Source organism: Devosia sp. J2-20, from assembly GCF_055808475.1.
In genome coordinates this window covers 3,434,411-3,447,548 of the sequence record NZ_CM147870.1, presented here as the reverse complement: position 1 = coordinate 3,447,548, position 13,138 = coordinate 3,434,411, and the positions used below count along the sequence as shown (strand labels likewise).

Genomic DNA, 13,138 nt, shown 5'->3' with positions numbered 1-13,138 from the left:
GGCTGCGGTTGGCAAGAGGGGTCTGGCCAATCACAACTGCGCTGAGATGACGGTGCTTGCTGCTACCGTCTCCCCGGGCTGGTCAGGGTCCTCAACGCCCTGACCAGCCTTTTCATTGCAGGGCTGGCAGAGCAATCGACAGCCTTTCCTTTATTCGCGGCCTATGCTCTATCCGCCTCATGGCTGCAGCACCCCTTCTCTCGCTTCAAAACATTCAATTGACCTTCGGCGGCACGCGCCTGCTCGAAGGCGCCGAACTCATTGTATCGCCCGGACAGCGCATTGCGCTGGTCGGTCGCAATGGTTCAGGCAAGTCCACTCTGCTCAAGATTGCCTCGGGTGAAGTCACCCATGATGCCGGGGTCCGCTTTGTCGAACCCAAGGCCACGCTGCGCTATCTGCCGCAGGAACCCGATTTGTCAGAGTTTGCCACAACGCTGGAATATGTCGAAGCGGGCCTTGGGCCGGGCGATGACGAGTACCGCGCGCAATATCTGCTCAGCTCGCTTGGCCTGACCGGCGCAGAAGATCCCAGAAAACTCTCTGGTGGTGAGGGGCGCCGCGCAGCCCTTGCCCGCGTTCTGGCACCAAAGCCCGATATTCTCCTGCTCGATGAGCCCACCAACCATCTCGATCTTCCCGTTATTGAATGGCTGCAGTCCGAACTGGATTCACTGCGCTCGGCCATGGTTCTGATCAGCCATGACCGTCGTTTCCTCAGCGATCTGACCCGTTCCACCGTCTGGCTTGATCGCGGTGTGACACGACGGCTCGACAAGGGGTTCGGCAATTTCGAGGCTTGGCGCGATCAGGTGCTTGAAGAAGAAGAACGCGACCGCCACAAGCTCGACCGCCAGATCGTGCGCGAGGAACATTGGGTGCGCTATGGGGTAACCGCGCGCCGCAAGCGCAATGTTGGACGCATGGAGCGTCTGGCAGGCCTGCGCCAGGACCGGCGCGAACAGCGCAGCGTTACTGGATCGGTCAATATGCAGGTTTCCGAAGGCCGCACCTCCGGCGCGCTGGTGGTGGAAGCGGAAAACATTTCCAAGGTCTATGGCGATCGCACCATTGTCGGCGATTTTTCGACCCGCGTTCTGCGGGGCGACAGGATCGGTATTGTTGGTCCCAATGGTGCCGGCAAGACCACGTTGATCAAAATGCTCACCGGCACGCTCAAACCTGATAGCGGCACCATCAAGCTCGGCTCCGCGCTCGAACTGGCCATGCTTGATCAGGGGCGGGCCAAGCTCGATCCCGATACGCGTCTGCGTGATGCCCTGACCGGTGGTGGCTCTGACACGCTGCAGATCAATGGTCAGCCCAAGCACGTGGTGGGCTACATGAAGGACTTCCTGTTTACCCCCGAACAGGCCAACACACCAATCGGCAAGCTGTCGGGTGGCGAGCGCGCCCGCGTGGCATTGGCCCGCGCTCTTTCGCTGCCATCAAACTTTCTGGTGCTTGACGAGCCGACCAACGATCTCGATCTTGAAACCCTCGACCTGCTTGAGGAAATGGTCTCCGAATATGCGGGCACTGTTGTCGTCGTCAGCCATGACCGCGATTTCCTTGATCGTGTCGCCACCTCGGTGATCATCGCCGAAGGCAATGGCGACTGGACAGAATATGCCGGTGGCTATTCTGACATGGTCATTCAGCGTGGTGAGGGCGTGCAGGCCCGCGCCGCCGCCAAGGCGCACCGCCCCGGCAAGACGTCCATGGCGCCCATTGCTGCGCCAACCGCTGATGCGCCCAAACGCAAGATGTCATTCAAGCAAAAGCACGCTCTCGAAACCCTGCCAGGGCAGATTGAAAAGCTCGAGATCGAGATTGCCGCGATCAATGCCGCGCTTGTAGCGCCCGATTTCTACACCAGGGATCCGGACGGTTTCGCCAAGAAGTCCAAGGATCTCATTGCCGCTGAAGCCAAGCGCGCCAAGGCTGAAGAGCAGTGGATGGAGTTGGAGTTGTTACGCGAGGAAATCGAGGGCTAGCCCTCGTCCTTCCAGTCAAACATGGGCTCTGTCAGGGACTGCAGGCCTTCTGTTTCGCCGCTTATGCGGCGCAGCAGCAGGCTGCCCAATGCGCGCCCGGCACTGGCAAAATCCTCAGCCACTGTCTCGGCTCCCGGCTGGAACTGGGCAAACATTGGCGTGGATTGCTTGGTGATCACGTGAACGTCCTGGCCTACTTTCAGACCAGCTTCGTTGAGGCCACTAATCACGGCCAGGGCCGAGACCTCTGACGAACAGACCCAGCCATCAGGGCTGTCAGGACGCTTGGAACGCTTGATCACATAGCTGCGGATGGCATCGGCGGCGCTGCCCAGGTTGACGTCGGCCGCGAACTCATGCGCGATGCCCGCCTCTGAAGCCGCGCGGGCCACACCAGTCTTGATGTGGTCGGTATAGGTCAGCGTGCTTTCAGGCAGCACGGTGGTCACACGGCGGCAGCCCTTGGCAGCCAGCCGCTGCACAGCGCCATAGGCATAGGCCTCATTGTTGAAATCGACCCAGGGATGGGATTCCGGCCAGTTGCTGCGGCCGTGGCTGATGAAGGGGAAGTCATTGTCGATCAGAAACCGCGTCCGCTCGTCAAACGCTTCGGACTTTGAGAACACCACCCCGTCCGCCATGCGGTTGCGCACGATGTGCTTGATGGGCTCGATAGGCGCCACATTGCGGAACAGTGGTGTGATGACCAGATGGTACGCGGTGCCGCGCATGGCTTCGGTCAGCCCCCCACAATTGACGAGCCAAACCCGTAAATCTGTTCGTCCGGCTCCAGAACCAGCGCAATTACATTGGTACGACCAGTCTTCAGACGAAGCGCCGCGCGATCGGGCAAATAGCCAACTTCGGCAGCGACTTTCTGCACTCGGTCGCGCGTTTCCTGCGACAACTCGGGCGCGTTGTTGAGTGCCCGCGAAATCGTGGTAACGGCAAAGCCGGTCATTTGCGCAATGGTCTTGAGCGTTGGCTTGCCGGATGGCTTGACGCCACGCTTGCCCTTTGCGCTGGGCAGCTCGTCTTCGGACACTTTCGATACCTCTCGGTCCCGCCATGGACTGGCGTGACATGTTATAGGGGCGCGACATCACCAGATTGTCGGCCAAAGCACAAGCTTTTGAGCGCCTTGCTAAGGTCGCACGGCAACCCCAGTCAATCCGGACTTTTGGCCTCATATTTCTGTCGTGCGACGAAAGTAGAGCAGGTTTTTTCTGATTTTTTGCACTTTATGGTGCCTGCCGCGCTGGCTTTACGCAGAGAACGGCCCTATGTTCGACCCGTTGCATCGGTAAACGCCGATGTTGTGTCGTCGCCAACCCGCAGGAAAGGAATGAAGATGACCCCATCAAATACCTTGACGATTGCCGGTTCGCGCCTCGTACGCATCAACCTGCAAAGCGTAAAACGCTGGCCAGAGGCCTGTCGCTCGAAACGAATGTGATCCGTCACGCGTTCGTCTCACAACTTCGATAGACCCTAAGCGTCGCCGGCCCGGATGGAGCAATTTTGCCCTTCCGCCTTGTCGCATCGACGCGCAAGTAGAGATTCTACCATGCAGGAAAACAGTTTAGATCGGGCCAAGGCCCACAAGCCCGTGGTGATTGAGGTCGGTGGAGAGCCGCTCGGTGTCGTTGTGCCACATGCCAATGGTTACCGGTTTCTGGCCGTAAAACTGCCCGCCTTCGCGATTGATGGCCAGCAGTTCGAAACGGTCGAGAAGGCACATTTCGCCGTTGCCCAGGCCGTCCGCAATGGCGGCGCCGACGCTGCCTAGTGCGGCAAAGCTTGGAATAGCCCCTCTTGGAGGCCAAAATGATGACGCCGGTGACCTAGGTCACCGGCGTTTTTTAGTCGTCATTGGTCGAGTTGAGCTCGGCGGGGCGTTTGCCTTCGGCAATCGGCGCTCCCGGATCCAGTGCGTCATCGACGGCGCTGGCCAGCGCTTCAACGTCAATACGCGATGAGCCACTATCGGCCTGTCGCTGCAATTCAGCGGCAAGCGCGGTCGCTATCGCCCGGTGCCGCAACGCGTTCTGGTTACCCATTGCCATCGATTGAAATCCCCTGGTCATCCATGCGCACTTCGATACCCGGGCGGGCCTGCTGCTGCTGATAACTGTAGATACCAAAACCGACCACGGCGATCAGCAAGATCGCGATTACGGCATATAGACCATTGCGGCTCATTGAGCCCTCCTGACGCTTGTTCGAAATGGAACAACGCACAGCAGGCTCTCTGGTTCACTTCGCTGTCATTCCTGCGCCGCTATTGTTCGCAGCGCCATCACAAAAGCGGTTACGCCGATGGCGATCCCGCCTGAATTGTCGATGATGATCGGATTAATGCCAGTGGGCACCGGCGCGCTTTCGCGCGCCAGTCGTGCCGTGATCTGATCCCCGCTTTCGCGCCCTCTATTGGTCAGCCTTTCGGCGCGCCGGGAAATTTCTGCGGTAATCAGCACCACGGCGCAGCCCGGATAGCGGCGTCTGGCCTCGCTCACGACGTGGCGCGAGACATTGGCAACCACCACCTTGCCCAGCGCCAGATCTGTCTCGACGCTGATCGGCAGGCCATAGCGCAGATTGTGGGCGTCCCAGCTCAGGCAGAACCGGCCCATGGCTTCGGCCCTGGCAAAGGCTTGGGGCTCCATGGTGTCGTGCTCTTCCACCTCGAACTCGGCGGGACGTGTCACCACGCGTCGAACAAAGGTGAAGCGCTTGTCATTCTCCAGCGCCTGCTTGGCCCCACCGATCAGCGTATCCTTGCCCACCCCGGAGGGGCCAACCACAAGAACCAGTGAGCCAAGCGATCGTGCCATGAACTAGCTAACCCTGCTGCCCTGACGCCAGACGCCGCGCACCACGGGCAGTCCGCCGACCATTGCGACCCTGACCAGATCGGCGCGCTTGCCCACGGCAAGTTCGCCGCGGTCTGTCAGGCCCGCAGCCTTGGCGGGGTTGCTGGTGACCATGGCCAACGCCTGGGGCAGGGTCAGGTCCGCCACCCGCTGTGGCAGCACAAAGGCGGCCTGCAGCATGGCAAATGGCACGTAATCCGAACTTAGAATATCCAACAGGCCAGCGCGCACCAGATCAGTTGCCGAGACATTGCCAGAATGCGATTTGCCGCGCACCACATTCGGTGCACCCATCAGGATCGCCAAGCCACCATCATGGGCTGCCGCGGCTGCTTCCAGCGTCGTGGGGAACTCGGCAATCGCAACGCCATCGGCAATGCCCTCTTCGACATGGGCCAGACTAGCGTCGTCATGGCTGGCAAGCGCAAGCCCCAATTCATGTGCGCGGCGCACGATATGGGCGCGGTGCGCCCCCGAGTAGCGGGCGTGATCGTCCAGCCGGTCTGTTATGAAGCTCTCAAGTTCGGCCGGGGTTCGCCCGGCCTGGTAGAACTGCTTATAGGCATCGAGCGACTGAAATTGTCTCTGCCCCGGCGTGTGGTCCATCATCGAGGCCAGGCGGGTCTCCGGGTGCGTCGCATAGGCTTCAAAATGCTCCAGCACGTCATGGCTGGGGAGTTCGCAACGCAGGTGCACAAAATGTTCGGCGCGCAGCCATCCATCCTTTCGAGCGGAGGCAATGGCGCCCGTCAGCGCTGCGATATGGGGCGCCATATCCTTGACGTCAGCGTCCGAGCCAATGCGAACAGCATCAAAGACCGTGGTGATACCCGAGCCGGCGATCTGCACATCATGGGCGTGCAGCGAAGCCAGTGGATCCCAGAACACGCCGGGGCGGGGGCGATAATGATTTTCCAGATGGTCGGTATGCAGTTCGACCAGGCCGGCAATCAGATAGTCGCTTTCCAGATCCAGCCCGGTGTTGGCAGGGCCATCAGAGATCCCAGCAATCATGCCATCGTCAAAGCTCAGACTGCCCTCGACGATGCTGTCCGGCAGGACAATGCGCGCATTGCGGAAGGCACCTTGGTTCATGCGGTCAGGCCCAGCTTGAAATCTGCCAAACGTACAAACGGCTTGCCTGCATCAGGCTCGCGGTAGAGCGATAGCCGGTCCAGCACCAGCGGCTCATCAAGCACCGGATTGAACCATGTCGAGGCCGCTTTGCTGACTTCGGCCTGATCGGCTTCGGGCAGCCGATCACTCAGCGTCATGTGGAAGCGGAACTCGTCGAACACATAGGGATAACCATACGCATCCAGCAGTTCGATCTGCCGTTCACTCAGATTGCGATTGGCACGGGCCGCCCGGTCCTTGTTGGTCATGGGTGCGCGAAACACATCGAAGCGCTCCACCACATGCGCCGCAAAATCCTGCAAGGCGTCGTTCTGCTCAACCATCAGCGCCAGAAACCCGTCCAGCGATGCCAGCGTTGGCTTGCCGAGATCAAGAGGTTGATGCTCGCTGGCAAAACTGGTGATGGCGGCGCGCAGATCGGCTTCGCTTGCACCATCCACCAGCGCCATTGGGGCTTTTAATGTAGCGTGAAAGCCATAGCGATTGGCGGACTGGGTCATGTTGAGCAGGCGGTCTCGATCGATACCCGCGACTGGCCCATCAAACAGATCGCCATCATTGGAATCGCGGCCCAGCCAGGTGGCTGCCCGCTCCCACAGATTACTGGTGGCGGACGGGGCGTAATATATCGCGAATCGTTCTGTCATCGGAACTCCTTGACCTGCCGCTAGTCATAGTATGTGTCGGTCGTTTGACAGTGGCCACGTTCTTGATGCTGGCTACCTGTGCCCGCGCCGAATCGCAAGCCGAGAGAATCCATGGACACTATGCTGCTTGAGCAGATGTTTCGCACTGCCGTTGCCCAGGCGCAGCCGGCATTGGCTGTCGCCCAGAACCTGCCCGAGCGCCCCAAGGGCCGCACGGTCGTGATTGGCGCCGGCAAGGCCTCGGCCCAAATGGCGCACGCATTCGAGCAGGCATGGGATGGTCCGATCACCGGATTGGTCGTGACGCGCTATGGTTATGCCCAGGCCTGTGAGCGCATCGAGATTGTCGAAGCGGCGCATCCGGTACCCGACGAAGCGGGCTTCCTCGCCGCACGGCGCATTATGGAAACGGTTTCGGGGCTAGGGCCCGATGACCTCGTTGTTGCGCTGATTTCCGGCGGTGGCTCATCTCTGCTGCCGGCTCCCGCTCCTGGTCTGACGCTGGACGATGAACAGGCGATCAATCGATCATTGCTGGCCTCCGGCGCGCCCATTTCGGTGATGAACCTGATCCGCAACCAGTTCTCGGCCATCAAGGGTGGGCGCCTGGCGGCACGCTGCGCGCCAGCACGCGTCGCAACACTGGTGGTCTCCGACGTGCCGGGAGATGATCCGGCGGTGGTCGCGTCCGGCCCAACCATTCCGCTGGCGGGCACGCGTTCGCTGGCACGCAAATATGTATCCCTTTACGGCATCGATTTGCCGCCGCACGCTCAAGCCCTGCTGGCCGGTGACGATAATCTGGCCCCGCTTGCCACGGATCCGGCATTGGCCCGCAATAGCGTGCGCACCATTGCCTCGGCGGCCCTCTCGCTTGAAGCCGCTGCCGCCCAGGCCCGTGAGCAGGGCATTGAAGCGGCCATTCTATCTGATTCAATTGAAGGCGAGGCGCGCGACGTGGCGCAGGTCCATGCCGCCATTGCCAAGGAGGTTGCCACGCGCAACCGACCCTTTTCCAAGCCGGTGGTGCTGCTGTCGGGCGGCGAGACCACCGTCACGCTGCGCGGCAAAGGTCGCGGCGGTCGCAATGCGGAGTTTCTGCTGGCCCTTGCCATAGCCATTGATGGCAGCGAAAGGGTCACGGCGCTGGCCGCTGATACCGACGGTATTGATGGCTCCGAGGACAATGCCGGCGCCTTTGTCGACGGCACCACGGCAACGCGATTGCGTCACGCCGGTATCGACCCTCTTGCAGCTCTGGCAAATAATGACGCCTATTCGGCCTTCAAGGCGATAGGCGACCTTTTGGTCACCGGGCCAACAGGCACAAATGTCAACGACTTCCGCGCCATCCTGGTGCGATAGCAGTACCGAATTTCTAAATCGGAGAGAGGCGGCGATGGCTAAGGCAGTAGGCATAGGTGGAGTATTTTTTCGCGCGCAGGACACCGAGGCGCTAACCCAGTGGTATCAGGAACACTTGGGTATTCCTGGTTTCTGGACGCAGGCGGCGGGCCCTACCGTGTTCGCGCCGTTCAAAGCCGATACCGATTATTTCCCAGCCGACCGGCAATGGATGATCAACCTGCGTGTCGATGATCTGGACGCGTTGATGGCGAGCCTGAAAGCCGCGGATATTGCGGTCGAAACCCGGCCCGAGGAATGGGATGCTCCCGAGACGGGCCGATTTGCCCGCATTCAAGACCCGGAAGGCAATCCCATCGAACTCTGGCAGCCGCCAAAATAATCATACAATTCCTCTTGGCAGAACCGGGGCTGCTCTGTTCTATAGCCGCGACTTTTCCGGAGGAGCCAGATCATGGCCAAACGCAAGATCGCCGTTATCGGTGTCGGCAAGATCGCCCAGGACCAGCACCTGCCGGTGATCGACAATTCCGAGGACTTTGAACTGGCCGCGACCGTTTCGACTCGTGGTCTGGCCCATAACGGCCTGCCCGTGTTCAAGACGCCTGCCGAGCTTTATGCCGCCATGCCTGAAATTGCGATCGTCTCGATCTGCACGCCGCCCGGCATTCGCCATCAATATGTCCGCGAGGCGCTCGACGCTGGCAAGGATGTGATGATGGAAAAGCCGCCGACCACGACAGTCTCTGAACTCGATGATCTGGTCGCCCATGCCAAGCGGCTCGACCGGGTTCTGTATCAGACTTGGCACAGCCAATATAATCCGGCAGTGGATCGCGCCAAGGCGATTCTGGCCGAGCAGGGTGTAACGGCCGCCCGCATCGATTGGCGCGAAAGCGTGCGCAAATGGCATCCAGGTCAGGATTGGGTCTGGGAGCCCGGTGGCTTTGGTGTCTGCGATCCCGGCATCAATGCCTTTTCGATTTTTACAAAGGTCATGCCCTATCCGGTCTTTGTGCAGTCCAGCACGCTCACCTTTCCGGCCAATCGGCAGACGCCTATCGATGTGGAGATTACCTTCAAATCCGGCCAGGCGCACAAACCAGAACTTTCAGCTGGCTTCAACTGGCTCGAAGAGAGTGGCGAGATCTGGACCATCCGCTTCGAAACTGGCACCGGCGACATCGTCAAGCTTGAGGGTGGCGGACGCACGCTCAAGATCAACGATACGGTCGTGCTTGAACATGGCGATGGTGAATACGCAGCCATGTATGACCGCTTCGCTGACTTGCTCGACGCTCACAACAGCGATGTCGACGCCACGCCATTCCGTCTGATGTCGGACGTGTTCCTGATGGGCGCGCGCGTCAACGGTCCCGATTTCCATTGGTAGCCCGAACAACGAGACCCTCCATGACAGGAAGGTCTCGTTCCGGCCGCGTTAGTGGCCTGCGTTCGTCAGGGTCTTGAGGTCGGCATCGCTGAGTTTGAGCCGGACGCCCTTGGCCAGGCTCTTTACCTGCTCGACCGAAGTGGCCGAGGCAATTGGGGCTGTGACGCCCTTTTGCGCCACCAGCCATGCCAGCGAAACCTCGGCTGGTGTGGCGTTATTGGCCGCTGCCACTGTGTCCAGCGCCGCTAGAATGGCCTCGCCTTTGGCGTCGAGATATTGCTCCATCCCGCCGCCACGCTGCGATTTGCTGAAGTCGGATTTGCTGCGATATTTTCCTGTCAGGAAGCCCGAGGCGAGGCTGAAATAGACGATGGTACCCAGTTCTTCTTCGAGCACCACTTCGCGCAGGGCATCAAACTCTTCACGGTCATAGAGATTATAGCGCGGCTGCAGCACTTCGTAGCGCGGCAGGGTCTTGATGACCGATGTCTCTTCGGCGGCGCGCACCATTTCAGCCGTGTAGTTGGAGGCGCCTAGCACCCGCACACGACCAGACCGCACTAGCGGATCATAGGCGCCCAGCGTTTCCTCATGGCTGGTTTCTGCATCGGGCCAGTGGCTGAAATAGAGGTCGATATAGTCGGTCTGCAGCCGTTTGAGCGACGCCTCGATGCCATCGTGGATCGCCTGTGCGCTCAGTCCACCTGCCGCACGCCCCGAATTGACCTTGGTGAAGATCTGCACTGCGTCGCGATTGCCGCGGGCCTTCATCCACTTTCCGATGATCGTTTCGCTCATGCCCGGAGGATTGCCTGGCACCCAATTGGGATAACCCTCGGCGGTATCAATGGCGGTAAAGCCTGCCTCGACATAGGCGTCCAGTATTTCAAAGCCCTTCTCTTCATCAACGGTCCAGCCAAAGACGTTGCCGCCCAGAACTAGAGGTTCGATAACGAGTTCGCTGCGTCCAAGAGGTCGGCGGTCCATGATGATTCTCCGTTATGGTTCGACGGGGGTAACGTCTGGCGCGGGTATTTGTTCGGCTGCTGGCGCGCGCGGCGCGCACCAGGCCAGAGCGTGGTTGATGGCGTATAGCGAACCCGACAGGCTGATATATCGGAACGGCTCATTCGTATCGTCACTGTGGCGCAGATAGACAAAGCTGCCTTGCTCAAGGCGTTCCAGCAGCCAGCCGGCATCCGAACCAAACCGTGCCCCATAAGGGGCTGCGGTGGCTTCGGCGACGGGACTGCGGTTTTCGCGGTCTAGCGTCATCTCCCAGCGCCCGCTGTCCTCAACCCGACTGGTGTGAACGTAAACACCGGTGCTGAAATCGTCCTCGCAGCGCACGACCAGACATGAAAATGCCGCTGGCGACGCATCGCGATCGCACCCCATGGTGGCGCGGTCGCCTTCCCCGGGCAGCGCAGAATAGTGCCAGCCCGCTTCCTGAGCCCGTAGGGACGCCGCCATCAGCAGGCCCATAGCGACAATGCCCGATATCAGAGCTTGGGTTCGATAAGGTCCCATCTGTTCCCATAGAGGTCTTCAAACACCGCCACCGAACCATACGCTTCATATCGGGGGCTTCGAGAAACTTGACGCCGCGGGCGACCATGGCCGCATGGTCCGTGCCAAAGTCATCGGTTTCGAGAAAGCCCATCACGCGACCACCGGTCTGGTTGCCGACAGCGTTCGATTGCTCGGCGCCGTCCGCCTTGGCCAATAGCAGTCGCGTGCCGCGTCCACCCTCGGGCGCAACGAGCACCCAGCGCTTGCCGTCGCCCATATCGGTATCGGTAATCAGGACAAAGCTGAGTTGCTCACGGTAAAAAGTGATCGCTGCATCATAATCTGCAACGACGAGGGTCATGGTGGCGATGGATTGTGTCATATCGCTATGGATCACCAGCGCCTGTGGAGGGTCAAGGCCGTTGATCGCTTGCCGAACGGATCATCCAAGAACCGTCCAGTGTCATGGAATCGTGTTCTACCCGTCATCAAATTGACCAAATGGTCAAACTCCCCCATTGCACTCCCTTAGATTCTAGGCTTTGTTGACGCCCAAGCCCCGGTCGGGAAGCCGGGTGCATAAACTAATCGGGAGACAACAATCATGAAATTGATGAAAACGCTGCTCGCAGCAACCGCCGTTTTGGCGCTCGCTGCCGGCGCAGCGCAGGCCAAGCAGTTGGTCTACTGCTCCGAAGCATCGCCTGCCCATTTCGATCCAGGTCCAACCACTGGTGGCAACGATTTTGACGCGTCTTCGCGCACCATCTACAACCGCCTGGTCGAGTTCGCTCCCGGCAGCACGGACGTCATTCCCGGTCTCGCTGAGAGCTGGGACGTTTCGGAAGACGGCACGGAAATCACCTTCCACCTGCGTGCTGGCGCCAAGTTCCACACCACTGAATATTTCACGCCAACGCGTGATCTGAACGCCGATGACGTGATCTTCTCGTTTGAGCGTCAGTGGAAGGAAGACAACGCCTGGTTCGCTTACCTCGACGGCATGAGCTGGGACTACTTCCAGGGCATGGACATGCCCAGCTTCATCAAGGAAATCCGCAAGGATGACGACCTCACGGTCACCTTTGTGCTGAACGAACCAAATGCACCAATGGTCGCCAACCTGGCCATGGACTTTGCTTCGATCATGTCGAAGGAATACGCTGACAAGCTCGAAGCTGACGGCAACATGGCAGCGCTGTCTACCCAGCCAATCGGCACTGGTCCGTTCCAGTTCGTTGATTACCAGCTCGACACCGTCATCCGCTATGCCGCTTTCCCTGACTACTGGGATGGCAAGCAGCCAATCGATGATCTGATCTTCGCGATCACCACCGATCCATCGGTCCGTGCCCAGCGTCTGCTGGCCGGCGAATGCGATATCATGCCGTACCCGGCACCAGCCGATATCGCCATGTTGCAGGGTGATGACAACCTGACCGTCATGGAGCAGGAAGGCCTTAACATCGGCTACATGTCCTACAATGTGACCGAAGCACCATTCGACGACGTCAATGTCCGCAAGGCGTTGACCATGGCGATCGACAAGGCTGCGATCATCGAAGCCGTGTATCAGGGTGCTGGCCAGGACGCCAAGAACCTGATCCCACCCACCATGTGGTCCTATGACGACTCGATCCCGGCTGACGTTTATGATCCGGAAAAGGCCAAGCAGATGCTGGCTGATGCCGGCGTCACCGAGCTGACCACCGATCTGTGGGCCATGCCCGTGTCGCGCCCATACAACCCCAATGCCCAGCGTATTGCTGAGCTGATTCAGGCTGACTGGGCTGCTGTCGGCGTCACCGCCAACATCGTCTCCTACGAGTGGACCGAGTACCGCACACGCGGCAAGCTGGAAGACCGCAAGGGTCCATTCCAGATCGGTTGGACTGGTGACAATGGTGATCCAGACAACTTCTTCGCCACCCTGTTCTCGTGCTCGGCCATCGGCGTGTCGAACTACTCGTCCTGGTGCAATGAAGAGTTCGAGGCTGTCATTCAGGAAGCCAAGACCACTTCTGATCCGGCCAAGCGCACCGAGCTCTACAAGAAGGCTCAGGAAATCTTCAAGGCTGATGAGCCTGCAATGACCCTGGCCCACAGCCGTGTGTTCATGCCCATGAGCAACAAGGTGCAGAACTACAAGATGAGCCCGCTGGGTACCCATAGCTTCGTCGGCGTCGATATCGCCGAATAAGCCAAGGCCTCACG

General features: G+C 59.8%; 15 protein-coding genes and 1 pseudogene. 6 read left to right on the top strand and 10 right to left on the bottom strand.

Annotation, left to right across the window (positions count from 1 at the left end):
• Window positions 1-179 precede the first annotated feature (179 nt).
• Window positions 180-1,997: an ABC-F family ATP-binding cassette domain-containing protein gene (locus AC0L37_RS17060; protein ID WP_282222530.1), complete on the top strand. Its 1,818-nt coding sequence runs from the start codon at window positions 180-182 to the stop codon at window positions 1,995-1,997.
• Here the strand turns inward: AC0L37_RS17060 and AC0L37_RS17055 are convergent.
• Both AC0L37_RS17055 and AC0L37_RS17050 read right to left on the bottom strand, forming a co-directional pair.
• On the bottom strand, window positions 1,994-2,728 hold the full coding sequence (locus AC0L37_RS17055) for a substrate-binding domain-containing protein (protein WP_282222531.1): 735 nt from the start codon (window positions 2,726-2,728) through the stop codon (window positions 1,994-1,996). The genes AC0L37_RS17060 and AC0L37_RS17055 overlap by 4 nt on opposite strands.
• A gap of 8 nt (window positions 2,729-2,736) precedes the next feature.
• On the bottom strand, window positions 2,737-3,042 hold the full coding sequence (locus AC0L37_RS17050) for a LacI family DNA-binding transcriptional regulator (RefSeq protein ID WP_282222532.1): 306 nt from the start codon (window positions 3,040-3,042) through the stop codon (window positions 2,737-2,739).
• A gap of 522 nt (window positions 3,043-3,564) precedes the next feature.
• Between AC0L37_RS17050 and AC0L37_RS17045 the strand changes: the two genes are divergently transcribed.
• Complete coding sequence (locus tag AC0L37_RS17045) at window positions 3,565-3,786, top strand: hypothetical protein (RefSeq protein WP_212659300.1); 222 nt, start codon at window positions 3,565-3,567, stop codon at window positions 3,784-3,786.
• A 73-nt stretch (window positions 3,787-3,859) separates the two neighbouring features.
• Here AC0L37_RS17045 and AC0L37_RS17040 read toward each other — a convergent pair whose 3' ends face one another.
• From AC0L37_RS17040 to AC0L37_RS17020, 5 genes are all read right to left on the bottom strand, one after another.
• The gene (locus AC0L37_RS17040; RefSeq protein WP_269372000.1) at window positions 3,860-4,063 is read right to left on the bottom strand and encodes a hypothetical protein; all 204 of its coding nucleotides are present in this window, start codon (window positions 4,061-4,063) and stop codon (window positions 3,860-3,862) included.
• Window positions 4,050-4,199, bottom strand: a complete 150-nt coding sequence (locus AC0L37_RS17035) for a hypothetical protein (protein ID WP_212659302.1) — start codon at window positions 4,197-4,199, stop codon at window positions 4,050-4,052. The genes AC0L37_RS17040 and AC0L37_RS17035 overlap by 14 nt, the downstream gene beginning before the upstream one ends.
• 65 nt (window positions 4,200-4,264) lie before the next feature.
• The gene (phnN, locus tag AC0L37_RS17030; RefSeq protein ID WP_282222533.1) at window positions 4,265-4,831 is read right to left on the bottom strand and encodes a phosphonate metabolism protein/1,5-bisphosphokinase (PRPP-forming) PhnN; all 567 of its coding nucleotides are present in this window, start codon (window positions 4,829-4,831) and stop codon (window positions 4,265-4,267) included.
• Window positions 4,832-4,834: 3 nt separating this feature from the next.
• Window positions 4,835-5,965, bottom strand: coding sequence for an alpha-D-ribose 1-methylphosphonate 5-triphosphate diphosphatase (locus AC0L37_RS17025; protein WP_282222534.1), 1,131 nt, complete (start codon window positions 5,963-5,965; stop codon window positions 4,835-4,837).
• Window positions 5,962-6,654, bottom strand: a complete 693-nt coding sequence (locus AC0L37_RS17020) for a DUF1045 domain-containing protein (RefSeq protein WP_282222535.1) — start codon at window positions 6,652-6,654, stop codon at window positions 5,962-5,964. Before AC0L37_RS17020 ends, AC0L37_RS17025 begins: the two co-directional genes overlap by 4 nt.
• 111 nt (window positions 6,655-6,765) lie before the next feature.
• Between AC0L37_RS17020 and AC0L37_RS17015 the strand changes: the two genes are divergently transcribed.
• The 3 genes from AC0L37_RS17015 to AC0L37_RS17005 all read left to right on the top strand — a co-directional run bounded on the left by AC0L37_RS17015 (window position 6,766) and on the right by AC0L37_RS17005 (window position 9,412).
• The gene (locus AC0L37_RS17015; protein WP_473313490.1) at window positions 6,766-8,019 is read left to right on the top strand and encodes a glycerate kinase type-2 family protein; all 1,254 of its coding nucleotides are present in this window, start codon (window positions 6,766-6,768) and stop codon (window positions 8,017-8,019) included.
• Window positions 8,020-8,053: 34 nt separating this feature from the next.
• On the top strand, window positions 8,054-8,401 hold the full coding sequence (locus AC0L37_RS17010; RefSeq protein ID WP_212659307.1) for a VOC family protein: 348 nt from the start codon (window positions 8,054-8,056) through the stop codon (window positions 8,399-8,401).
• 72 nt (window positions 8,402-8,473) lie between these two features.
• Window positions 8,474-9,412 (top strand): Gfo/Idh/MocA family protein, encoded by a 939-nt coding sequence (locus tag AC0L37_RS17005; protein WP_282222536.1) that lies wholly within the window; start codon window positions 8,474-8,476, stop codon window positions 9,410-9,412.
• 48 nt (window positions 9,413-9,460) lie between these two features.
• On the opposite strand, the gene AC0L37_RS17000 is transcribed toward AC0L37_RS17005, so the two are convergent.
• From AC0L37_RS17000 to AC0L37_RS16990, 3 genes and pseudogenes are all read right to left on the bottom strand, one after another.
• Complete coding sequence (locus AC0L37_RS17000) at window positions 9,461-10,399, bottom strand: aldo/keto reductase (protein WP_282222537.1); 939 nt, start codon at window positions 10,397-10,399, stop codon at window positions 9,461-9,463.
• 12 nt (window positions 10,400-10,411) lie between these two features.
• The gene (locus AC0L37_RS16995; RefSeq protein WP_269372014.1) at window positions 10,412-10,885 is read right to left on the bottom strand and encodes a hypothetical protein; all 474 of its coding nucleotides are present in this window, start codon (window positions 10,883-10,885) and stop codon (window positions 10,412-10,414) included.
• A 29-nt stretch (window positions 10,886-10,914) separates the two neighbouring features.
• A pseudogene (locus AC0L37_RS16990) lies at window positions 10,915-11,306 on the bottom strand (VOC family protein).
• 222 nt (window positions 11,307-11,528) lie between these two features.
• Between AC0L37_RS16990 and AC0L37_RS16985 the strand changes: the two are divergent.
• On the top strand, window positions 11,529-13,124 hold the full coding sequence (locus AC0L37_RS16985) for an ABC transporter substrate-binding protein (RefSeq protein ID WP_212659312.1): 1,596 nt from the start codon (window positions 11,529-11,531) through the stop codon (window positions 13,122-13,124).
• Window positions 13,125-13,138 lie beyond the last annotated feature (14 nt).

Coding starts and splice junctions, on each gene's coding strand:
- AC0L37_RS17020 (WP_282222535.1), bottom strand. CDS start 6,654: ATGACAGAACGATTCGCGATATATTACGCCCCGTCCGCCACCAGTAAT.
- AC0L37_RS17005 (WP_282222536.1), top strand. CDS start 8,474: ATGGCCAAACGCAAGATCGCCGTTATCGGTGTCGGCAAGATCGCCCAG.
- AC0L37_RS17035 (WP_212659302.1), bottom strand. CDS start 4,199: ATGAGCCGCAATGGTCTATATGCCGTAATCGCGATCTTGCTGATCGCC.
- AC0L37_RS17025 (WP_282222534.1), bottom strand. CDS start 5,965: ATGAACCAAGGTGCCTTCCGCAATGCGCGCATTGTCCTGCCGGACAGC.
- phnN (WP_282222533.1), bottom strand. CDS start 4,831: ATGGCACGATCGCTTGGCTCACTGGTTCTTGTGGTTGGCCCCTCCGGG.
- AC0L37_RS16995 (WP_269372014.1), bottom strand. CDS start 10,885: ATGGCGGCGTCCCTACGGGCTCAGGAAGCGGGCTGGCACTATTCTGCG.
- AC0L37_RS16985 (WP_212659312.1), top strand. CDS start 11,529: ATGAAATTGATGAAAACGCTGCTCGCAGCAACCGCCGTTTTGGCGCTC.
- AC0L37_RS17040 (WP_269372000.1), bottom strand. CDS start 4,063: ATGGCAATGGGTAACCAGAACGCGTTGCGGCACCGGGCGATAGCGACC.
- AC0L37_RS17060 (WP_282222530.1), top strand. CDS start 180: ATGGCTGCAGCACCCCTTCTCTCGCTTCAAAACATTCAATTGACCTTC.
- AC0L37_RS17010 (WP_212659307.1), top strand. CDS start 8,054: ATGGCTAAGGCAGTAGGCATAGGTGGAGTATTTTTTCGCGCGCAGGAC.
- AC0L37_RS17055 (WP_282222531.1), bottom strand. CDS start 2,728: ATGCGCGGCACCGCGTACCATCTGGTCATCACACCACTGTTCCGCAAT.
- AC0L37_RS17000 (WP_282222537.1), bottom strand. CDS start 10,399: ATGGACCGCCGACCTCTTGGACGCAGCGAACTCGTTATCGAACCTCTA.
- AC0L37_RS17045 (WP_212659300.1), top strand. CDS start 3,565: ATGCAGGAAAACAGTTTAGATCGGGCCAAGGCCCACAAGCCCGTGGTG.
- AC0L37_RS17015 (WP_473313490.1), top strand. CDS start 6,766: ATGGACACTATGCTGCTTGAGCAGATGTTTCGCACTGCCGTTGCCCAG.